Source organism: Burkholderia cepacia (assembly GCF_001039005.1).
Lineage (GTDB): Bacteria > Pseudomonadota > Gammaproteobacteria > Burkholderiales > Burkholderiaceae > Burkholderia > Burkholderia theae.
Genome location: NZ_LDWR01000035.1, coordinates 62,495 through 82,501, shown reverse-complemented (window position 1 = coordinate 82,501; position 20,007 = coordinate 62,495). Strand labels below are relative to the sequence as shown.

At 69.4% G+C, this 20,007-nt stretch carries 20 protein-coding genes and 1 tRNA gene; 12 read left to right on the top strand and 9 right to left on the bottom strand.

Going from position 1 to position 20,007, the window contains the following annotated elements; all coding sequences use genetic code 11:
• Window positions 1-20: 20 nt before the first annotated feature.
• Window positions 21-1,262, top strand: coding sequence for a DUF2957 domain-containing protein (locus tag VL15_RS20660; RefSeq protein ID WP_048248163.1), 1,242 nt, complete (start codon window positions 21-23; stop codon window positions 1,260-1,262).
• An 18-nt stretch (window positions 1,263-1,280) separates the two neighbouring features.
• Entirely contained in the window at window positions 1,281-2,114 is an 834-nt protein-coding gene (locus VL15_RS20655) for an OmpW/AlkL family protein (RefSeq protein ID WP_048248183.1), read from the top strand.
• Between the two features lie 184 nt (window positions 2,115-2,298).
• Here VL15_RS20655 and VL15_RS20650 read toward each other — a convergent pair whose 3' ends face one another.
• The gene (locus VL15_RS20650; RefSeq protein ID WP_048248162.1) at window positions 2,299-3,240 is read right to left on the bottom strand and encodes a LysR family transcriptional regulator; all 942 of its coding nucleotides are present in this window, start codon (window positions 3,238-3,240) and stop codon (window positions 2,299-2,301) included.
• 97 nt (window positions 3,241-3,337) lie between these two features.
• On the opposite strand from VL15_RS20650, the gene VL15_RS20645 reads away from it, so the two are divergent.
• Window positions 3,338-4,621: an MFS transporter gene (locus VL15_RS20645; RefSeq protein WP_048248161.1), complete on the top strand. Its 1,284-nt coding sequence runs from the start codon at window positions 3,338-3,340 to the stop codon at window positions 4,619-4,621.
• A gap of 75 nt (window positions 4,622-4,696) precedes the next feature.
• Here VL15_RS20645 and VL15_RS20640 read toward each other — a convergent pair whose 3' ends face one another.
• Entirely contained in the window at window positions 4,697-5,338 is a 642-nt protein-coding gene (locus VL15_RS20640; protein WP_048248160.1) for a LysE family translocator, read from the bottom strand.
• Window positions 5,339-5,412: 74 nt separating this feature from the next.
• Window positions 5,413-6,321: an NAD(P)-dependent oxidoreductase gene (locus VL15_RS20635; RefSeq protein ID WP_268991212.1), complete on the bottom strand. Its 909-nt coding sequence runs from the start codon at window positions 6,319-6,321 to the stop codon at window positions 5,413-5,415.
• Between the two features lie 57 nt (window positions 6,322-6,378).
• Between VL15_RS20635 and VL15_RS20630 the strand changes: the two genes are divergently transcribed.
• Window positions 6,379-7,137, top strand: a complete 759-nt coding sequence (locus tag VL15_RS20630; RefSeq protein WP_048248158.1) for a Mut7-C RNAse domain-containing protein — start codon at window positions 6,379-6,381, stop codon at window positions 7,135-7,137.
• Between the two features lie 77 nt (window positions 7,138-7,214).
• Here VL15_RS20630 and VL15_RS43220 read toward each other — a convergent pair whose 3' ends face one another.
• Window positions 7,215-7,580, bottom strand: a complete 366-nt coding sequence (locus VL15_RS43220) for a hypothetical protein (RefSeq protein ID WP_226799902.1) — start codon at window positions 7,578-7,580, stop codon at window positions 7,215-7,217.
• Window positions 7,581-7,819: 239 nt separating this feature from the next.
• On the opposite strand from VL15_RS43220, the gene VL15_RS20620 reads away from it, so the two are divergent.
• From VL15_RS20620 to VL15_RS20605, 4 genes are read left to right on the top strand one after another with little or no spacing between them, the layout of a single operon-like run.
• Window positions 7,820-9,025: an efflux RND transporter periplasmic adaptor subunit gene (locus VL15_RS20620; RefSeq protein ID WP_048248156.1), complete on the top strand. Its 1,206-nt coding sequence runs from the start codon at window positions 7,820-7,822 to the stop codon at window positions 9,023-9,025.
• A gap of 7 nt (window positions 9,026-9,032) precedes the next feature.
• Complete coding sequence (locus VL15_RS20615) at window positions 9,033-9,731, top strand: ABC transporter ATP-binding protein (RefSeq protein ID WP_048248155.1); 699 nt, start codon at window positions 9,033-9,035, stop codon at window positions 9,729-9,731.
• 21 nt (window positions 9,732-9,752) lie between these two features.
• Entirely contained in the window at window positions 9,753-10,907 is a 1,155-nt protein-coding gene (locus VL15_RS20610) for an ABC transporter permease (protein WP_048248154.1), read from the top strand.
• A gap of 4 nt (window positions 10,908-10,911) precedes the next feature.
• Complete coding sequence (locus tag VL15_RS20605; protein ID WP_048248153.1) at window positions 10,912-12,078, top strand: ABC transporter permease; 1,167 nt, start codon at window positions 10,912-10,914, stop codon at window positions 12,076-12,078.
• A gap of 13 nt (window positions 12,079-12,091) precedes the next feature.
• Here the strand turns inward: VL15_RS20605 and VL15_RS20600 are convergent, their stop codons facing one another.
• The 3 genes from VL15_RS20600 to VL15_RS20590 all read right to left on the bottom strand — a co-directional run bounded on the left by VL15_RS20600 (window position 12,092) and on the right by VL15_RS20590 (window position 14,906).
• On the bottom strand, window positions 12,092-13,423 hold the full coding sequence (locus VL15_RS20600; protein ID WP_048248182.1) for a carotenoid oxygenase family protein: 1,332 nt from the start codon (window positions 13,421-13,423) through the stop codon (window positions 12,092-12,094).
• 16 nt (window positions 13,424-13,439) lie between these two features.
• A complete protein-coding gene (locus tag VL15_RS20595; protein ID WP_048248152.1) occupies window positions 13,440-14,066 on the bottom strand; it encodes a DUF2239 family protein in 627 nt (208 codons plus the stop codon).
• Between the two features lie 123 nt (window positions 14,067-14,189).
• On the bottom strand, window positions 14,190-14,906 hold the full coding sequence (locus VL15_RS20590; RefSeq protein WP_048248151.1) for a glutathione S-transferase family protein: 717 nt from the start codon (window positions 14,904-14,906) through the stop codon (window positions 14,190-14,192).
• A 39-nt stretch (window positions 14,907-14,945) separates the two neighbouring features.
• On the opposite strand from VL15_RS20590, the gene VL15_RS20585 reads away from it, so the two are divergent.
• The 4 genes from VL15_RS20585 (at window position 14,946) to VL15_RS20570 (ending at window position 19,399) form a co-directional block, all read left to right on the top strand.
• On the top strand, window positions 14,946-15,956 hold the full coding sequence (locus VL15_RS20585) for a LysR family transcriptional regulator (protein ID WP_048248150.1): 1,011 nt from the start codon (window positions 14,946-14,948) through the stop codon (window positions 15,954-15,956).
• Between the two features lie 200 nt (window positions 15,957-16,156).
• The gene (locus VL15_RS20580; protein ID WP_048248149.1) at window positions 16,157-17,497 is read left to right on the top strand and encodes an MFS transporter; all 1,341 of its coding nucleotides are present in this window, start codon (window positions 16,157-16,159) and stop codon (window positions 17,495-17,497) included.
• A 62-nt stretch (window positions 17,498-17,559) separates the two neighbouring features.
• Window positions 17,560-18,963, top strand: a complete 1,404-nt coding sequence (locus VL15_RS20575; protein ID WP_048248181.1) for an enolase C-terminal domain-like protein — start codon at window positions 17,560-17,562, stop codon at window positions 18,961-18,963.
• A gap of 124 nt (window positions 18,964-19,087) precedes the next feature.
• Complete coding sequence (locus VL15_RS20570; protein ID WP_048248148.1) at window positions 19,088-19,399, top strand: hypothetical protein; 312 nt, start codon at window positions 19,088-19,090, stop codon at window positions 19,397-19,399.
• Window positions 19,400-19,513: 114 nt separating this feature from the next.
• Here VL15_RS20570 and VL15_RS20565 read toward each other — a convergent pair.
• Both VL15_RS20565 and VL15_RS20560 read right to left on the bottom strand, forming a co-directional pair.
• Window positions 19,514-19,589 (bottom strand) — tRNA-Ala (locus tag VL15_RS20565).
• Window positions 19,590-19,655: 66 nt separating this feature from the next.
• Window positions 19,656-20,003 (bottom strand): c-type cytochrome, encoded by a 348-nt coding sequence (locus VL15_RS20560; RefSeq protein WP_419188681.1) that lies wholly within the window; start codon window positions 20,001-20,003, stop codon window positions 19,656-19,658.
• Window positions 20,004-20,007 lie beyond the last annotated feature (4 nt).

Here is a 20,007-nt window from a genome sequence, read left to right as displayed (position 1 = left end):
GACAAATCTGGAGGAGCAACATGAAGCGCAACCTCATTCTGGCGGCGGCCCTTGCCGCCCCCCTTCTTTCTGCCTGCGGCGGCGGCAGCGACAATCCGCCCCCGCTCGTCGAAGACCGGCTCTGTCCCGCCTCGCTCGATTACACCACCGTGTTTACGGGCGGTGCGGGCAGCGGCGAACTCGCCAAGGTCCAGCTCGACACGACCAAGATGACGTGGCAGGTCACGTACGTCGAATCGCCGGTGCCGCAAACGACCGGCACTGTCGTGCCGACCCGCGCGGGCACCGTCGACAGCGGCACGCTCACGCAGGAAACGCTGCTGCCGACCAACAAGCTGAACCAGTGCGCGTTCCGCCTGAACGGCGCAAGCCTCGACCCGACACGGCCGGCACGGATCTTCGTCGGCGAAGGCGTCGCGGGCGGCACGATTCCCGGCAAGGAAATCCAGTTCGGCGGCGTGCTCGGCCAGGCCGCGGTGCCCGACACGAAATTCCCGTACTACCCGTTCATCGGCTTCTCGTCGATCGAGACCAACATCGCGAACGTCGCGGGCACGTACAGCCACGTCGGCTTCGGCGAAGTGCCGTCGCAGAACTTCGCGCCCGCGTCGATCGACGCGAAGGTGACGATCAACGCGGACGGCTCGTGGACCAAGTGCGACACGACCGGCCAGTTCGCCGGCGGCGCGTGCACGCAGCAGGGCTCGAACTTCGTGCAGTCCGCGGACGGCAGCGGCGCGTTCCAGTCCAACAACTATCAGAGCCAGTTGAAGCCGACGCTGTCGACGACGCCGCAGGGCAAGGGCTTCATGATCGTCGGCAAGCTGCGCAACCAGCTCGTGCCGATCCTCGTGCGCACGGGCGTCGCGAACCCGAACCCGACGCCGGACGGCAACGGCGTGCCGGGCCTCACCGCCGACGACGAATCGAGCATCTCGATCCTCGCGCCGCAATCGATGGTCGCGGTCGGTTCGCAGAACGGCGAGTACATCGGCGTCGACAGCCAGTTCAATTACCGGACCACCGCGCTGACCAACACCCAGGCCACGCTGCTCGATCCGTTCCAGCCGTCGCAGGCCTCGCTCGCGACCGCGCTCGACCTCGACTACACGCAGAAGGTGCCGGGCACGGTCACGACGATCCACACGGGTTCGGGCAGCACGTCGCCGACCGGCAAGTTCATCTTCACGGGTGGCGTGTTCGGTTTCCTCGATAACGCCGGATCGACGCCGTATTTCACGATCGGCGCGTTCGTCCAGTAAGCAGAGGGGAATGCCGTGATGAAGAAAACCCTACTCTGCGCGGCGGCCGGCGCCGCCGCCCTGGCGCCGCTCGCGGCGCACGCGCAGAGCGCCGGCAGCAACGTCGTCACGCTGGGCTGGTTCCACGTGATGCCGCAACAGAGCAGCACGCCGATGACGACCAACGTCGCGCCGACGCCGATCAACACGCCGCTGCGGCTGCCGCCGTCGTTCACGTCGCCGGGCACCGGACTGCGCACCAGCGGCGCCGACACCGTCGGCCTGACGGTCAGCCACTTCCTGACCGACCACATCGCGGTCACGTCGGTGGCGGGCGTGCCGCCGGTGTTCAAGGTGTCGGGCCAGGGCACGATCCGGCCGCCCGGCCCGGCCGGCGCGCTCGGCACGCAGAACATCGGGCTCGCGTCGGTCAACCCGATCGTGAAGAGCGTGCGGCAATGGAGCCCGGCCGTGCTGCTGCAGTACTACTTCGGGCAGGCGACCGCGAAGTTCCGGCCGTTCCTCGGCCTCGGCGTGTCGTACAACTGGTTCAGCGACCTGCAGCTCAACACGAACTTCATCAAGCAGACGCAGGAGAACCTCGGCGCGATTCTCGCGGCGGGCGCGGGCAAGCCGGGTACGACATCGGTGGAGGCGAAGGCGTCGTCGTCATGGCAGCCGGTGTTCAACGCGGGCGTGCAGTACAACATGACCGAGCATTTCGGGCTGATCGCGTCGGTGACGTACATCCCGCTGAAGACGACGTCGACGGTGACGATCAAGGCGGCCGACGGTTCGGTGCTCGCCGAGTCGAAATCGGACCTGAAGGCCGACCCGATCATCAGCTACGTCGGGATGACGTACAAGTTCTGAGCCCGGCGACGGACGACGAATGGAACGCCGCGGCAAAATCGCAGGCAAAAAAAAGCCCGCCTAAGAGGCGGGCTGAATCCATATCAGAGGAGACATGGAGGAGACAGGTGCAACTATAGCGAATCGATTTCCGCATTGCAACATTTCCGTAGAGAAAATAAGGATTTTCCCTCGAATGCCGACTCTAACTCGCTTCGTTCGCTTCTGACCCCTTCCTGATCTCCCCGTCCAGCACCTCGCCCAGCACCTCGCCCAGCGCATCGCGCAGCAGCGCGACGGGCCGCACCAGGCGGCCCGGCAGCGCGGCGTGCATGATCCACACGTTGATCCGCGTCTCCAGCCCCACCGTTTCCACCACCCGCAGCGCATCGCGATGCGCGCTGCGCGCGAGCGCGTTCGGCGGTGCGATCCCGATGCCCGCGCCGCGCGCTACGAGCGACAACTGCAGCTCGGAGCCGAACGCCTCGACCGCGACGTCGAACGGCAGCCCGGCCGCGCCGAGCGCGCGACTCAGCGCCGAACGCATCCCGCAGCCGTCCTGACTCAGCACCCACGGAAAACCCGACAGCGTGTCGAGCGACAACGGGCCGTCCGGCAGCGGAAAGTCGCGCGCGGCGACGAGCACCGTCGGCTGCGTGGCGAGCAGCGTCGCCGTAAACGCGTCGGGCAGTACCGTGCTCGCCGGCACCATCACGGCCGCGACGTCGAGCGTGCCGCGCTCGATGCCCTGCAGCAGCGCCGGCGACCAGCCGGCCGTCACGCGCAGCGTGAGGCGCGGGAACGCGTCGCGTAGCCGGTCGATCGGCCGCTCGAGCGCCAATTCGGACAGGAACGGCGGTACGCCGATGCGCAGCTCGCCCGACGGCTCGCTGTCCGGCGCGCCGGCCGCCATCAGCTCGTCGACCGCGCCCAGCACGTTGCGCGCGAGCGCGTAGACGTCGCGCCCGGCCGCGGTCGGTTTCAGCGGCTTGCTTTGCCGTTCGAGCAGCGGCACGCCGAGCAGCGTTTCGAGATTCTGCACGCGCCGCGTCAGGCCGGGCTGCGTCAGGTGGAGCTTCGCGGCCGCGGCAACCATCGAGCCGCTGTCGACCACCGCGACGAACGCCAGGAGATCACGCGTATTCAAAACAAACTCGCATAATCATGTTAGACATATTTCAATTGTCGCATAAACATCGGCTGCCTACGATGGGAACTCCTTCAACCCACACCCCAGGCTTCCGATGAACTGCCCTGCCAACCCTTGTCCCGGCGCCGTTCGTGCGCCCATCGGCGCGCCGCCCGCGCTGAGTGCGGGCATGACGCTGTTCTTCGCCGCGACGGTCGGCGTGATCGTGATGGATCTGTTCGCCGCGCAACCGCTGACGGGCCCGATCAGCGCGGACCTGCACCTGCCGCCCGGCCTCGCCGGCCTCGTCGCGATGCTGCCGCAGCTCGGCTACGCGGCCGGGCTCGTGCTGCTCGTGCCGCTCGTCGATCTGCTCGAGAACCGCCGCCTGATCGTCGCGACGCTCGTCGCCTGCGCGGCCGCGCTCGCGCTGCCCGCGTTCACGCGGTCGGGTGTCGTGTTCCTGCTGGCGACGCTGGTCGCCGGCGCCGCGTCGAGCGTGATCCAGATGCTCGTGCCGATGGCCGCGTCGATGGCGCCCGAAGCACAGCGCGGCCGCGCGGTCGGCAACGTGATGAGCGGGCTGATGCTCGGCATCCTGCTGTCGCGGCCGCTCGCGAGCCTGATCGCGGGCTCGGCCGGCTGGCGCGCGTTCTACGCGCTGGCCGCGCTCGCGAACGCCGCGATCGCCGTCGTGCTCGCGCTGCGCCTGCCGTCGCGCACGCCGTCGATCACGGCCGGCTACCGCGCGCTGCTCGCGTCGATGGGGCGCCTGCTCGCCGACGAACCGGTGCTGCGCCGGCACGCGCTGTCGGCCGCGCTCGCGATGGCTGCGTTCAGCGCCTTCTGGACCGCCGTCGGGCTGCGGCTCGCGCAGCCGCCGTTCGGTCTCGACCTGCACGGGATCGCGCTGTTCGCGTTCGCCGGCGCCAGCGGCGCGATCGTCACGCCGCTCGCCGGCCGCGCCGGCGACCGCGGCCACGGCCCGGCCGCGCAGCGGATCGCGCACGGCACGATGCTCGTGGCGCTCGTCGTGCTCGGCATCGCGGGCGCCGGCTGGTTCGGCTTCGACGCGCATGCGCATCGCGGCCTCGCGCTTGCGCTGCTCGCCGGCGGCGCGGCGCTGCTCGACGCGGGCGTCATCGTCGACCAGACGATCGGCCGCCGCGAGATCAACCTGCTGAACCCGGCCGCGCGCGGGCGCCTGAACGGGCTGTTCGTCGGGCTGTTCTTCGTCGGCGGCGCGCTCGGCGCGGCGCTCGCGGGCAGCGCGTGGGCATGGGGCGGATGGAGCGCCGTGTGCGGCGTCGGATTCGTGTTCGCCGGCGCGGCCGCGGTGTTCGGCCTCACGGCCGGGCGCCGGGTCGGCGCGGCGGCGCTGACTCGCCCGCATCCGTGAAGCGGACGTGAAAAGACGAACGCCCCGCCCTCTTGCGAGGGACGGGGCGTTCGACGCACCGGAATCCGTTCGAAATCAGTGGCGCACCAGCGCCATCATCGCGCCGAAGCCGACGAACAGCCCGCCCGTCAGCCGGTTGAACACCTTCGCGACGCTCTGGCTCTTCAGCGTCGCGCCGATGCGCGTGCCGAACGACGCGTAGACGAGATACCAGCTCACCTCGATCACCGCGAACGTGACGACGAGGATGCCGAACTGCGGCAGCGTCGGCTCGGCCGCGTTGATGAACTGCGGCAGCAGCGCGGCCGCGAACAGGATCGCCTTCGGGTTGCTGCCCGCGACCAGGAAGCCGTTGCGGAACAGCACCCAGCGCGATGCCGGCGTAGCCTGGCGCGACACCGATTCGACGTCGGCGGCCGGCGGCGCGTCGTCAACGCGCGCACGCCACGCCTTCACGCCGAGGTAGATCAGGTAGGCGGCGCCCGCGAAGCGCAGCGCGTTGAACATCGCGGGCCACGCTTCGAGGAATACGCCGAGGCCGGCCGCCGACACCGACAGCATCAGCACCAGCGCGCTCAGACAGCCAGCCATCGTCGACGACGAGCGCCGCAGCCCGTGCCGCGCGCCGTGCGTCATCACGAGCAGCATGTTCGGGCCCGGAATCGCCGACACGACGAACACCGTCGCCACGAAAAGCCACCACGTATGCAAGTTCATGCGTGCCTCTGCCTGAATGTAGGGAAACGGAAACGTCGATTATGCCGTGCGCGCGGCGCTTCTGTCGCGCCGCGTCAGCGGCCGGCGCGGCGCAGTGCGACTTCGCCGAGCACCGCGAAATCCTGGTCGCCGCCGCCGTGCGCGAGCGCGTCGAGCAGGCTGTCGCGCACGACGCTCGCGATCGGCAGCGGCACCGACGCGGCGTCGCCGGCTTCCAGCGCGAGCCGGACATCCTTCAGCCCGAGGCGCGCCTTGAAGCGCGCGGGCTCGTATTGCCGCTCGGCGATCATCCCGCCGTAGCCCGCGTAGACGGGCCCCGGAAACACGCTGCTCGTGATCACGTCGAGGAAATCGCGCATCGCGACGCCGTGTGCGCCCAGCAGCGCGGATGCCTCGCCGAGCGTCTCGATCGCCGACGCGAGCGTGAAGTTCGCCGCGATCTTCGCGACGTTCGCGTGCTGCGGCAGCGAGCCGAACCGCCAGGTCTTCTGGCCGATCGCGTCGAACAGCGGCTGCACGCGGTCGATCGCCTCGGCCGGGCCGCCCGCCATGATCGTCAGGCGCGCGGCGGCCGCGACGTCGGGCCGCCCCATCACCGGCGCGGCGACATAATCGATGCCGCGCGACGCATGCGCGTGCGCGAGCGATTCGGCGAGCGCGACCGACACCGTCGCCATGTTCACGTGGATCAGGCCGCGCGGCGCCTGCGCGAGCAGCGCGTCGTCGAACACGGCACGCGCGGCCGCGTCGTCGCCGAGCATCGAGAACACGGCATCGCCGCGAAACGCGTCGGCCGGCGTGTCGACGATCTGCGCGCCGAATGCCGCGAGCGGCTCCGCACGCTCGCGCGACCGGTTCCAGACCCGCACCGTGTGGCCCGCCTTCAGCAGGTTCGTTGCGATCGCCTGCCCCATTTCGCCCAGCCCGATAAATCCGAGATCCATTGCCCGCTCCTTCGCTCCGTGGAGCCGCGAGTTAAACACAGATGGCGGCCGTCTGCAGCGCCCGCCACCGGCCGTGCGCGGTGCGATACTGCACGGATGGCGACCGCGACCTTCCGTTTCCACGACGAACTGAACGCGTTTCTCCCGCGCGCGCAGCGCGACCGCGCGTTCGGGCACGCGTGCGCGCGCGATGCGACGGTGAAGCACGCGATCGAGGCGCTCGGCATTCCTCACACGGAAATCGGCCGGCTCCACGTGAACGACGCGCCGGCCGCGCTCGACCGGCCGCTCGGCGACGGCGACCGCGTCGAAGCCTTTCCGGAACGCGCGCAGCCGGCGGCGAACGGTGCCACCGCGGCGCAACCGGCGCAATGGTGCTTCATCGCCGACGCGCATCTCGGCGGCCTCGCGCAACTGTTGCGCCTCGCGGGCTTCGACACCTGCTACGACAACCACTATCGCGACGACGAGCTCGCAGCGCTCGCCGCGCGAGAGGGCCGGATCGTGCTGACCCGCGACCGCGAACTGCTCAAGCGGCGCACGATCGCACGCGGCTGCTACCTGCACGCGGTGCAACCGGCCGACCAGCTGCGCGAACTGTTCGCGCGGCTCGATCTCGCGCCGCACATGCGGCCATTCCGGCTGTGCCTGCGCTGCAATGCGCCGCTGCATCCGCTCGACGCGGCCGCCGCCGCGCCGCGCGTGCCAGCCGGCGTCGGGCAGCGGCACCGGCGCTTCGCCGCGTGCGACGTGTGCCGGCGCGTGTTCTGGGAAGGCTCGCACTGGCGGCGCATGCGCACGGTGGTCGACGCGATGCGCACGCCGCCGACGCCGGCGGACGAACACGGCGCCTGAAAAAACAAAACCCCGCATGCCGAAACATGCGGGGTCTCGCGACTGGCGGCCGGCAGTGCCGGCCCCGGGCGACGCGCTTAGTTTGCTGCGCCTGCGTCGTTCGTGCCAGCTGCCGATGCGGCTGCGGCCTTTGCCTTGCCCTTGGCCGAACCGTGTTGCTTCAGCGCGTGCTTCGGCTTGCTGTGATCCTTCTTCATCGGTGCGGAGGCGGGTGCCATCGCGCCTGCCGGAGCCGACGCCGACTCCTGTGCGAATGCCGAAACCGATGCGAGTGCGATTGCTGCGGTCATGATCGAAGCGAGCGTCTTCTTCATTGTTCTTCCTTTAGCGGAGAAAAAATCAAACGAACCGGTGAAAGATGCGAGGCATTCGCATCGGAGCGCCAGGCCGGGAGGCCGGCTTTCGCCATTCCGCCTCAATAAAACCTGACGCACTGGTTCCATAACGCACCGCCTTCGCGGCGAGTTGACACGTTGCTTGCGCCCCTCGGGTTTCCCCGGAGGCGAGCGCTTCTTTCCGCGTCTTCCCGCGTCGGCGCGCCGGTGCGGCGGCCGCCGCACTGGCCCCACAAACGCGCTCGCGCGCCATCGGGGCGACGCTTATACTGGCGTCCATCCGTCCCCTTCCCCGGAAACCGGATCGCGGCCGGTCGCCAGACCGCCGCTGTCTCGAGGCGCTCAAATTGCCCGATCACAATCTGGACAAACTGAAAATCGACCGGCGTCCGATCGCACCGGCACCGCGCCGGCGCCGGTGGGTCCGCTATGCGGTCGCCGCCGCGATCGCCCTCGTCGCGATCGTCGCCGGCCTTGCGCTCACCGGCCGGCCGACCGTCGAAACGACGTCCGTCACGTCCGCCTACCCGTACCAGAACGACACGCAACTGAATGCGACCGGCTACGTCGTGCCGCAGCGCAAGGCCGCGGTCGCGTCGAAGGGCCAGGGGCGGGTCGAATGGCTCGGCGTGCTCGAGGGCACGCGCGTGAAGAAGGACGAGATCATCGCGCGGCTCGAAAGCCGCGACGTCGAGGCGGCGCGCGCGCAGGCGCTGGCCCAGGCGAAGGTCGCCCGCGCGAACCTCGGCGTGCAGCAGGCCGAGTTGAAGGACGCCGAAATCGCATTCCGCCGCACCGCGGCGCTCGCGCCGAAGGGCGCCGTGCCGGCCGCGCAGCTCGACATCGACACGGCCCGCGTGAACAAGGCGCGCGCGTCGCTCAGCAGCGGCGAGGCCGCGATCGTGTCCGCCGACGCCAACGCGCAGGCCGCGCAGGTCGCGGTCGACCAGACGGTGATCCGCGCGCCGTTCGACGGCATCGTGCTCGCCAAGCATGCGAACGTCGGCGACAACATCACGCCGTTCTCGTCCGCGTCGGACAGCAAGGGCGCGGTCGTGACGATCGCCGACATGGACACGCTCGAGGTCGAGGCCGACGTCGCCGAATCGAACATCGCGAAGATCCGTGCCGAGCAGCCGTGCGAGATCCAGCTCGACGCGCTGCCCGACATGCGCTTCGCGGGCCGCGTGTCGCGCATCGTGCCGACCGTCGACCGCTCGAAGGCCACCGTGCTCGTGAAGGTGCGCTTCGTCGACCGCGACGACCGCGTGCTGCCCGACATGAGCGCGAAGATCGCGTTCCTGTCGAAGCCCGTGTCGGCGCAGGATCGGCAACCCGTGACGGCCGTGCAGGCGAGCGCGGTCATCGAGCGCGACGGCCGGCCGGTCGTGTTCGCCGTGAAGGACGACAGCGTGCGCGCGGCGGCCGTGACGACGGGCATGCGGATCGGCGAGCTGGTCGCGATCCGCGGCGTGAAACCCGGCGACACGGTCGTGCTCGCACCGGGCGCGAAGCTGAAGGACGGCGCGAAAGTGACCGTCGCGAAGAAGTAGCGCGAGCGTGAACGACACGCCGCCGCCCCTCGTCGAGATCAGCCACGTCGCGAAGTCGTACCGGCGCGGCAACCAGATCGTGCCCGTGCTGACCGACATCACGCTCGACATCGGCGAAGGCGATTTCGTCGCGCTGATGGGCCCGTCCGGCTCCGGCAAGAGCACGCTGCTGAACCTCGTGGCCGGCATCGACCGGCCCGACAGCGGCGAGCTGCGCGTGGGCGGCCTCGACATCTCGCGGCTCGCCGAGGCGCAACTGGCCGAATGGCGCGCGGCGAACGTCGGCTTCATCTTCCAGTTCTACAACCTGATGCCCGTGCTCACCGCGTTCGAGAACGTCGAGCTGCCGCTGATGCTCACGCACCTGTCGCGCCGCGAGCGGCGCGAGCGCGTCGAGCTCGTGCTCGACATGGTGAATCTCGGCGACCGGACGAGCCATTACCCGTCCGAGCTGTCGGGCGGCCAGCAGCAGCGCGTCGCGATCGCGCGCGCGCTGATCACCGACCCCGTGCTGATCGTCGCGGACGAGCCGACCGGCGACCTCGACCGCGCGTCGGCCACCGACGTGCTCGCGATGCTGCAGCGGATGAACGCCGAGCTCGGCAAGACGATCATCATGGTGACCCACGACGCGCACGCGGCCGGCGCCGCGCAGTCGCTCGTGCATCTGGAAAAAGGGGAGCTGATCGATGGGCACGCCGGCTGACCGACTGCGGGAGCGCGCGCGATGTATGTGCTGAAGCTGATCGCGCGCAACGCGCTGCGGCACCGGCTGCGCACGCTGCTGACCGTGCTCGGGCTCACGATCGCGGTGCTGGCGTTCGGGCTGCTGCACACCGTCGTCGACGCGTGGTACGCGGGCGCGGCCGCCGCGTCCAGCGGACGACTCGTCACGCGCAATGCGATCTCGCTGGTGTTTCCGCTGCCCGTCAGCTACGAGAACCGGATTCGCGGCGTCGACGGCGTGACGGCCGTGGTCCGCTCGAACTGGTTCGGCGGCATCTACCGCGACCCGAAGAACTTCTTCGCGAGCTTCGCGGTGTCGGACAATTATCTCGACCTGTATCCGGAATTCATCATCCCGGCGCAGCAGCGCGCCGACTACGACCGCGACCGCCGCGGCTGCCTCGTCGGGCGCCAGCTCGCGACGCAGTTCGGCTTCAAGATCGGCGACGTGATCCCGCTCAAGGGCACGATCTATCCCGGCACGTGGGATTTCGTCGTGCGCGGGATTCTCGACGGCCGCGACGATTCGACGATCACGCGCCAGATGGTGTTCCACTGGGACTACCTGAACGAGACGGTGCGCCAGCGCACGCCGAAACAGGCCGACCAGGTCGGCGTATTCGTGCTCGGCGTCGCGAACCCCGACGACGGCGCGACGATTGCGCGCGGCGTCGACGCCGTGTTCAAGAACTCGCTCGCCGAGACGCTGACCGAGACCGAGCAGGCGTTCCAGCTCGGCTTCGTCGCGATGTCGAACCAGATCATCGCGGCGATCCGCCTGGTGTCGTACGTGGTGATCCTGATCATCATGGCCGTGATGGCCAACGCGATGGCGATGAGCGCGCGCGAACGCACGGCCGAATACGCGACGCTGAAGGCGCTCGGCTTCGGCCCCGGCTTTCTCGCGCTGATCGTGTTCGGCGAATCGGTCGTGATCGCGGTAGCCGGCGGCGGGCTCGGGATCCTCGCGACGCCGCCCGCCGCGAGCCTGTTCAAGCAGGCGGCCGGCGGCATCTTCCCGGTGTTCAAGGTGTCGACCGAGACGGTCGTGCTGCAGGCCGCGTGCTCGGTCGCGGTCGGCGTCGCGGCCGCGATCGTGCCGGCGTGGCAGGCGGCGCGCGTGCGGGTCGTCGAAGGCCTGCGGGCGATCGGGTAGACGCATGGCAATTCCGCTCAATTACATCGCGCGCAACCTGTGGACCCGGCGGCTCACCACCGCGCTGACCGCGGGCGGGATGGCGCTCGTGATCTTCGTGTTCGCGACGGTCCAGATGCTCGACGCGGGGCTCACGCAGACGCTCGTGTCGACCGGCGAACCCGACAACGCCGTGGTGATCCGCAAGGGCGCCGAAACCGAGATCCAGAGTTCGATCGACCACCAGCAGGCCAACGCGCTCGAGATGCACCCAGCCGTCGCGCTCGGCTCCGACGGCCGGCCGCTCGTGTCGAAGGAAGCCGTCGTGCTGATCTCGCTCGTGAAGACGTCGACCGGCAAGCCGTCGAACGTCGTGATCCGCGGCGTGTCGCCGGCCGGCCTCGCGCTGCGGCCGCACGTGAAACTGGTGGCAGGCCGCGGGTTCGCGCCCGGCTCGTCGGAGATCATCGTCGGCAGCGCGATCGCGAAAGGCTTCAGCGGCACGCAACTCGGCGACAGCCTGCATTTCGCGCAGCGCGACTGGACCATCGTCGGCATCTTCGACGCGGGCGGCAGCGGCTTCGATTCGGAGATCTGGGGCGACGTCGATCAACTGATGCAGTCGTTCCGGCGCACGAGCTATTCGTCGATGGTGCTGCGCATCCCGAGCGCCGACGGTTTCGCGCGCTTCAAGGCCGGCATCGACGTCGATCCGCGGCTGACCGACGAGGCGAAACGCGAGCAGACCTTCTACGGCGACCAGTCGAAGGCGCTGTCGACCTTCATCAACATCCTCGGCATCACGCTGTCGACGATCTTCTCGATCGCCGCGATGATCGGCGCGATGATCACGATGTATGCGTCGGTCGCGAACCGCGTCGCCGAGATCGGCACGCTGCGCGCGCTCGGCTTCAAGCGCAGGAACGTGCTCGCCGCGTTCCTGCTGGAAGCGCTACTGCTCGGCTTCGTCGGCGGTGTCGCGGGGCTCGCGTGCGCGTCGCTGATGCAGTTCGCGTCGTTCTCGACGACCAACTTCCAGACCTTCTCGGACCTGTCGTTCCGCTTCGTGCTGACACCCGCGATCGTCGTGAAGACGCTGCTGTTCTCGCTCGTGATGGGGCTCGTCGGCGGGTTCCTGCCGGCGATGCGCGCGTCGCGGCTGAAGATCGTCGACGCGCTCCGCGCGCGGTGACGCGCCCGCCCGTTCAGCGCACGCGCGGCACCCACGCGCCGTGGAACCCGGCCGGCACGCGGCGCGGCAGGTGCACGGTCGCGACCGGCCCCGCGTCGATCGCGCGTGCATCGAGAATCACGACGTCGCTCGACTCCGTCGCCGCGCGGTAGACCATCACCAGCAACCAGCCGTCGTCCTCGTCGACGCCGCCCGGACGCGGCACGAACACGGGTTCGCCGTTCTGGTCGCCGGCCGGCACTGCGTAATGCGTTGTCGTGCCGCGCGTGTGATCGAAGCGCATCACGCCGCGCATTTCCGCGTGGTTCGGCTGCTCGACCGCATACAGATAGCGGTAGCTGCGCCCGGTCCGGCTTTCGTTGATGCGCGGCAGCTCGATACCGCCGTCGGCAAGCGGCCCTTCGTCGATCAGCCCGTTCGCCGTATCGATCACGTAGCGCCACAGCTCGCCGACCGGGTTGTCCTCGAACCTGCCGGTGCGCGCGTCGAGCCGCAGGAACCACGGATAGCGCACCACGTCGAGCACGAGGCACGATGCGTCGCAGTCGTACGCGTTCACGACATGCTGGACGAAGCACGGCTCGACGCCAAACCAGCGCACGTCGCCGCCGTGACGCGGGATCACGCCGATGCGCGCAGGCCGGTCGTCGTGCCAGCGCAGCGGCATCCGGTGGCCCTGCTTCAGCAGCGAGAAGTCGTAGCCGACGTTCAGGTCGAGCAGCAGGCTGCGGGTTTCGGTAATCGCGAAGTCGTGCATCATCGACGGCGCGGGCAGATCAACAGCGATGTCGACGCGCTGGATGCCCTGCACGTCGGCGACACCGTAGCGCAGCCACGGCGCGCGCCAGTCCGCGCGAAACGCGATCAGCTCGCCGGTCACCGGGTCGACCTTCGGATGCGCGGTCATGCCGCCATCGAAGCCCGCCAACCGGCGCGATACGCCGAGCGAATCGAGCTCGGCCGTGATCGCGAACGGCGCGCCGCCCTCCGCCATCGCGAGCAATTCGCCGGCATGCTGCAGCACGCTCACGTTCGGATTGGTGTCGGGCAGATGCGGCACCTGCCCGGGCGCATGCACGGCGGCCCAGCGCTGCGTGCGCGCCCAGCGGTTCCGGTAGCCGGTCGCGCGGCCGCCTTCGAATGCGATCGCGTGCAGCATCGCGGCTTCCGGCCACCACGACAGCATGTCGTTGCCTTCGAAGCGGCCGCCCGGCGGATTCGGGCCGTTGCGCAGCAGCGTGCCGTCGAGTTCGCGCGGGACGGCGCCGGTCACGCGCAGATCGACGAGATCGACCTCGTCGGCGACCGGCGCGATCGCGCCGCGGTTCAGATCGAATACGGTCATCGTGTCCGGTGCTCCTTCAGCAGTCTTCGGCGGGCGGCGGCAGATCGCCGCGCGCCAGCGCGAGCGCATGGTCCCGCACGTCGTCCGGCCAGCCGGCGATCAGTTCGGCGAGCCGCGCCGGGTCGTTCGCATACAGCGCCCGCGCGGCCTCCTCGAAACCGGGCAGGTCGCCCGCCATCGCCGACATGAAGTGATACGCACGCGTCTGCGCGTCGCGGTGCCGGTCGGCCGCCGCATGCGTGCGCCGCGCGTCCTCGACGAGCTTGCGCAGCGCGACGGACGCGCCGCCCGGCTGCGCGCCGAGCCATTCCCAGTGACGCGGCAGCAGCGTGACCTCGCGCGATACGACGCCGAGCTTCGGCCGGCCGCGGCCGCGCTGTTCGCCCGCGCCGGCCGGCTCGCCGGCGGCACCCGCTGCGTCGCCCGGCGGCGGCGTATAACGCGCGCGGATCTCGTCCGCCGTGCCGCGCAGGTCGAGGTCGATCGAGCGGCCCGTCGCATCGTCGAAGATCAGGATCGTGCCGGCCATCGAATCGCCGGCCGCCTGCCTGACCGCGAGCGCAACCGCCGCGAGCGGGCCCGACGCGAGCCGACGGTGGCCGTCGAAGGCCGTGTAGGAAGGAAGGAGCATGGAGGTTGTCATCGTGGTCGCCTGCGGGCAGGAATCGGAATGACGCTATTTTTATCCGGGTATTAATTGGATGTCAATATCATCCGGGTAAAAATATCGCCGACGCTCCGCCCTTCGGGCGACCGCGTTGCGCGGTCAGGTCACCATGACGTGCGCGCTTGCCAGCGCGTCGTCGAGCGACACATGCCCTTCGAACGCCGACGAGGCCGGCAGCGGCAAGCCTTCCTCGACTGCGTGCGCGAAATGCACGCCCGCGTCGTCAGCGAGCCGCGTGCGCAGCGCGGCGATGCGCGGGAACGCGTCGCGCTCGAACACCGCGTGATAGTCGGCCCAGCGGGCGATCCCCGCGAAATACGCATCGGCCAGCGTGAGCCGTGCGCCCAGCAGCCACGGGCCATCGCCGCGCGCGAGCTGCGCTTCGAGCTGCCGGTGCGCCTTCAGTACCTTGCCGCGGCCGTAGGCCTGCAACGCTGCTTTCTCGGCACCCTCGGTGTTGTGTTCGTACACGTACCAGAGCGCACCGAACGCGTTGAAGAATGTCGTGTTCAGCCACGCCAGCATCCGGTTCAGCCGGTCGAAATCGGCGCTGCCCTGGCGGAACGCGAGGCCGCTGTCGAGCACTTGCGCGCCGACGTGGCCGAGGATCGCGAGGCTTTCGGTCAGCACGTCGCCGTTCGCGGTCACGAATGCCGGTGTTTCGGCGACGGGGTTCAGTGCGAGGAATGCGTCGCTCGTCGCGAGGTCGGGCATCGTGATGCGCGACAGCCGATACGGACGACCGGCCCATTCGAGCGCGACGATCGAGCCGAACGAGCAGCCGGCGGGAATGCCGTAGAGAAGGATCGGGGACATCGGGTATTCCGCGGAAGTTGAACGAGCGACCATGCTCCCATGACGAACGATGGCGCAGTAGCCGCTAGAATCGAAACCCATCGTTTCTTTATGTGGACGCTGATAGTGAATCTGAACGATCTCTACTTGTTCGTGCAGGCGGTCGACGCGGGCAGCATGTCGGCGGCCGCGCGCCGGCTCGACCTGCCGAAATCGACGGTCAGCAAGCGCGTTGCCGAGCTCGAGCGCACGCTCGGCGCGCGGCTCGTGCATCGCACGTCGCGCAGCTTCCGGCTGACACCGGTGGGCACTGAATTCTTCGAACATGCGCGCGCGGCCGTGATCGAGGCCGAGAGCGCGCGCGACGCGGTGCTGCGACAGGCCGCCGAACCGGCGGGCGTCGTGCGGATCACGAGCTCGGTGCCGGTTGCGCAGCACATCCTCGCGCCCTGCCTGCCGGCGCTGGCCATCGCACACCCGAAGCTGCTGCTGCAGATTCATGCGAGCGACCGCCTGGTCGACATCGCGCAGGAAGGCTTCGACATCGCGGTGCGCAGCCATTTCGCCCCGCTGCCCGATTCCGCGCTCGTGCAGCGGCCGCTCGCGACGTCGCCGATCGTCGTCGTTGCGTCGCCGGGTTATCTCGCGCGCGCCGGCGCACCGCACGAACCGACCGACCTCGTGCGGCACGACGGGCTCCATCCGAGCCAGCAGCCGTGGCGTCTGCAACGCGGCGGCGACACCGTCGACGTGACGCCGCGCATCCGCCTGCAGGCCGACGAATCGACGCTGCTGCTGCAGGCCGCGACGGCCGGCCTCGGCCTGGCCTGCCTGCCCGACTGGATCGCAAGCGACGCGCTGGCGTCCGGCGCGCTCGTGCGCGTGCTGCCCGGCTGGCGGGCCGGCACCGTCACGACGACACTGCTGATGCCGCACCGGCGCGGCCAACTGCCCGGCGTACGCGCGGCCGTCGAATTTCTCGTGCGGCACGTGGCGCGTCATCATGGCGACGGTGGCGACGGTGGCGACGACGCAGACGACGCGCGCGCGCCGGGCGATCGACCGACTTGATCGATTCAAATGCTGAATCGATCAAGTCAGCAATTGGCATGAAAGCGCAAATATCGACATGACAGAATGATCCGGACGCCCTGCCCGTCGGCATCGGCGTCTGGCGCCCGGCCTCCGGCCGACGGCACTCGATACGAAAACGCGCGCACCCGACGCGCCTGCCGCACGACGGCACCTTCCGCCATTCGGAGGAGACAGTCATGAATCCGCTTCACGCGCTGCCGGCATCCGCGTCGGCAACGGCCCGGCGCACGCGCGTGCGCTGGCTCGTGCTGGCCGTCCTGTTCGCGGTCACGACGATCAACTATGCGGATCGCGCGGCGATCGCGATCGCGGGCCCGAGCCTCGCCCGCGCGCTGCACCTGAGTCACGTGCAGATCGGTTTCATCTTTTCCGCGTTCGGCTGGTCGTACGTGGTCGCGCAACTGCCGGGCGGCTGGCTGCTCGACCGCTACGGGTCGCGCATCGTCTATGCATTCAGCATCTTCTTCTGGTCGCTGTTCACGCTGCTGCAGGGCTCGATCGGCTTCTTCGGCGGCGCGGCCGCGTTCGCGCTGCTGTTCGGGTTGCGCTTCCTGGTCGGCGCGGCCGAGGCGCCCTCGTTTCCGGCCAACAGCCGGATCGTGTCCGCGTGGTTCCCGGCCGCCGAACGCGGCACCGCGTCGGCGATCTTCAACGCCGCGCAGTACGCGGCGACCGTCGTGTTCGCACCGCTGATGGGCTGGCTCGTGCACGCGTTCGGCTGGCAGTCGGTGTTCGCGGTGATGGGCGTGCTCGGCTTCGCGTTCGTCCTGGTGTGGAATCGCACCATGTACGACCCGAAGGACCACCCGAGCATCAACCGCGCGGAACTCGACTACCTCGCCGAAGGCGGCGCGCTCGTCAACATCGACCAGGCGACGGGCGCGCGCGGCGGCGGCCCGTCGATGCGTCACGTGAAGGCGCTGCTGAAGAGCCGGATGCTGATCGGTGTGTACGTCGCGCAGTACTGCATCAACGCGCTCACCTATTTCTTCATCACGTGGTTCCCCGTCTATCTCGTGCAGGCGCGCGGGATGTCGATCCTCAACGCGGGGCTCGTCGCGTCGATCCCGGCCGTGTGCGGGTTCCTCGGCGGGATTCTCGGCGGCGTCGTGTCCGACGCGCTGCTCAAGCAGGGCCGGTCGCTGTCGGTCGCGCGCAAGGTGCCGATCGTGATCGGCATGCTGCTGTCGATGTCGATGATCGTCTGCAACTACACCGATTCGCACGTGTTCGTCGTGCTGTTCATGGCGCTGTCGTTCTTCGGCAAGGGGCTCGGCGCGCTCGGCTGGGCCGTCAACGCCGACACCGCACCGCGCCAGATCGCGGGGCTGAGCGGCGCGCTGCTCAACACGTGCGGCAACCTGTCGAGCATCACGACGCCGATCGCGATCGGCTATATCGTCGACCGCAGCGGCTCGTTCAACGGCGCGCTCGTCTACGTCGTCGCGCACGCGCTCGTCGCCGTGATCTGCTACCTGTTCGTCGTCGGCGAGATCCGCCGCGTCGAGCTTCATTGAACGGCGCGGGCCGCGCCGGCGCGTCCGGCGACCCGCGCGCCACCGGAACCAGGAGCGAACCGATGTCCGAATCCCGCCGTGCCGGCACCCCGCGCGTCACGCGCATGCAGGTGATTCCCGTCGCCGGCCGCGACAGCATGCTGCTCAACCTGTGCGGCGCGCACGCGCCTTATTTCACGCGCAACCTCGTGATCCTCGACGACAGCAGCGGCCACACGGGCGTCGGCGAAGTACCGGGCGGAGAAGGCATCCGCCACGCGCTCGAGCGCATGACGGATCTCGTGGTCGGCCAGTCGATCGGCCGCTACCAGGCGACGCTGAACGCGGTGCGCGCGGCGCTGTCCGGCGCGGGCGCGGGCGCGGGTGCGGGCCGCACGATCCGGCACGAAGTGACGTCGGCCGGCGAGGCCGCCGTGCTGCGCCAGCCGCACGAGATCAACCTGCGGCTCGACAACGTGATCACCGCGATCGAGGCCGCGCTGCTCGACCTGCTCGGCCAGCATCTCGACGTGCCGGTCGCGGCGCTGCTCGGCGAAGGCCAGCAGCGCGACGCGGTGCCGATGCTCGCGTACCTGTTCTACCTGGGCGACCGGCGCCGCACCGATCTGCCGTATCGCGACGAAACGCATGCGGCGGATCCGTGGTTCCGGCTGCGCAACGAAGCGGCGTTGACGCCGGCCGCGATCGCGCGGCAGGCCGAAGCCGCGGTCGAGCGCTACGGCTTCGCCGACTTCAAGCTGAAGGGCGGCGTGATGGCCGGCGCCGACGAGATGGAAGCGATCGCGGCAATCAAGGCGCGCTTTCCCGACGCGCGCGCGACGCTCGACCCGAACGGCGCGTGGTCGCTCGACGAGGCCGTCGCGCTGTGCCGCGGGCAAGGCCACCTGCTCGCCTATGCGGAAGACCCGTGCGGGCCGGAAGGCGGCTATTCGGGCCGCGAGGTGATGGCCGAATTCCGCCGCGCGACGGGCATCCCGATCGCGACCAACATGATCGCGACCGACTGGCGGCAGATGGATCACGCGGTGCGGCTGCAGGCGGTCGACATCCCGCTCGCCGATCCGCATTTCTGGACGATGCAGGGTTCGGTGCGGCTCGCGCAGCTGTGCCGCGACTGGGGGCTCACGTGGGGTTCGCACTCGAACAACCACTTCGACGTGTCGCTCGCGATGTTCACGCATGCGGCGGCGGCGGCGCCCGGCACGATCACCGCGATCGACACGCACTGGATCTGGCAGGAAGGCGACGCGCGGCTCACGCGCGAGCCGCTCGCGATCGTCGGCGGCAAGGTGGCCGTGCCGGAGCGGCCGGGGCTCGGGATCGAACTCGACATGGCGCAGGTCGAGGCCGCGCATGCGCTGTATCAGGCGGTTGGCGGCACGGCGCGCGACGATGCGGTTGCGATGCGCTATCTCGTGCCGGGGTGGACGTACGATCCGAAACGGCCGAGTTTCGGGCGCGGGTGAAGGACTGGCGGGCGGCGGGCGATGGTTGCCAAACCCCGAAAACGCCCGCATCCTGCCGGCTGCCTGAACCTGCCCGCGCGGCGACCGGTTCGGTACCCCGTCCACCCGGAAAGTAACGCTTGCCATGACGTCTCCCGACCCGACTCCGCGGCAGATCATCGTCTTCGTCCTGTATTCGGTGCTGTGCCTGCCCGCGAGCATGACCGTCGCCGGCCATGTCGCGACCTGGATGACGCGGAACGTGTCGAACTTCGAAGGCGGCGCGGGTTATGCGGCGCTCTGGTGGATGATCATGCTGACCTGCGCGTTCTGCGTGCTGTCGGTCGTCGTCTTCGCGCTGCTGCGGAAGCGAACGGCGATTCTCGCGGCCATCACCGTGGGATTCGCCGCGTTGTCGGTGCCGACGTTCCGGCTGGTGCACGAGCTGCTGACCTAGTCTCCGCCAGCCATCTCGCCACGTCGAAAGCGCCGCACGGGCGATGCCCGGGGTCGCTGGAAAGGCGGAAAACAAAAAGGGCCCGGTCTTGCGACCGAGCCCTTCGAATTTCGTTGGTGGAGCGGAGGAGGATCGAACTCCCGACCTTCGCATTGCGAACGCGACGCTCTCCCAGCTGAGCTACCGCCCCAACAGTCGACCATCATACACACGCGTTTCCGCGCTTGGCAATAGGGGTTACGTCACCCCGAACGCGTCACTTTGACGGCGCTCCGGCCAGCACCCATTCGACCACCGAACGGACGTCGGCGTCGCTCATGCGCGGATGCGCGGGCATCGGAATCGCGCCCCAGACGCCGGCGCCGCCCTCCTTCACCTTCTTCGACAGCTTCGGCACGGCCTGCGGATCGGACCTGTAGCGGACGGCGATATCCTTGAACGACGGGCCGACGAGCTTGCGGTCGACCGCGTGGCAGCCCATGCATGCGTTGCTGCGCGCCACCTTCAGGCCGTCGCCGACGTCCGCGTGCGCGGCGCCCAGCGTGCCGGCCACGAGCGCCGCGGCCACGGCGCCCTGCATCACCCACTGTTTCATCTGCTTCATCTGC

What these genes read in the sequence shown, in the direction of transcription:
- VL15_RS20660 (WP_048248163.1), top strand. Translation starts at nt 21, where the DNA reads ATGAAGCGCAACCTCATTCTGGCGGCGGCCCTTGCCGCCCCCCTTCTT.
- VL15_RS20655 (WP_048248183.1), top strand. Translation starts at nt 1,281, where the DNA reads ATGAAGAAAACCCTACTCTGCGCGGCGGCCGGCGCCGCCGCCCTGGCG.
- VL15_RS20645 (WP_048248161.1), top strand. Translation starts at nt 3,338, where the DNA reads ATGAACTGCCCTGCCAACCCTTGTCCCGGCGCCGTTCGTGCGCCCATC.
- VL15_RS20640 (WP_048248160.1), bottom strand. Translation starts at nt 5,338, where the DNA reads ATGAACTTGCATACGTGGTGGCTTTTCGTGGCGACGGTGTTCGTCGTG.
- VL15_RS20630 (WP_048248158.1), top strand. Translation starts at nt 6,379, where the DNA reads ATGGCGACCGCGACCTTCCGTTTCCACGACGAACTGAACGCGTTTCTC.
- VL15_RS43220 (WP_226799902.1), bottom strand. Translation starts at nt 7,580, where the DNA reads ATGGAACCAGTGCGTCAGGTTTTATTGAGGCGGAATGGCGAAAGCCGG.
- VL15_RS20610 (WP_048248154.1), top strand. Translation starts at nt 9,753, where the DNA reads ATGTATGTGCTGAAGCTGATCGCGCGCAACGCGCTGCGGCACCGGCTG.
- VL15_RS20605 (WP_048248153.1), top strand. Translation starts at nt 10,912, where the DNA reads ATGGCAATTCCGCTCAATTACATCGCGCGCAACCTGTGGACCCGGCGG.
- VL15_RS20600 (WP_048248182.1), bottom strand. Translation starts at nt 13,423, where the DNA reads ATGACCGTATTCGATCTGAACCGCGGCGCGATCGCGCCGGTCGCCGAC.
- VL15_RS20595 (WP_048248152.1), bottom strand. Translation starts at nt 14,066, where the DNA reads ATGACAACCTCCATGCTCCTTCCTTCCTACACGGCCTTCGACGGCCAC.
- VL15_RS20590 (WP_048248151.1), bottom strand. Translation starts at nt 14,906, where the DNA reads ATGTCCCCGATCCTTCTCTACGGCATTCCCGCCGGCTGCTCGTTCGGC.
- VL15_RS20585 (WP_048248150.1), top strand. Translation starts at nt 14,946, where the DNA reads ATGACGAACGATGGCGCAGTAGCCGCTAGAATCGAAACCCATCGTTTC.
- VL15_RS20580 (WP_048248149.1), top strand. Translation starts at nt 16,157, where the DNA reads ATGAATCCGCTTCACGCGCTGCCGGCATCCGCGTCGGCAACGGCCCGG.
- VL15_RS20575 (WP_048248181.1), top strand. Translation starts at nt 17,560, where the DNA reads ATGTCCGAATCCCGCCGTGCCGGCACCCCGCGCGTCACGCGCATGCAG.
- VL15_RS20570 (WP_048248148.1), top strand. Translation starts at nt 19,088, where the DNA reads ATGACGTCTCCCGACCCGACTCCGCGGCAGATCATCGTCTTCGTCCTG.
- VL15_RS20560 (WP_419188681.1), bottom strand. Translation starts at nt 20,003, where the DNA reads ATGAAGCAGATGAAACAGTGGGTGATGCAGGGCGCCGTGGCCGCGGCG.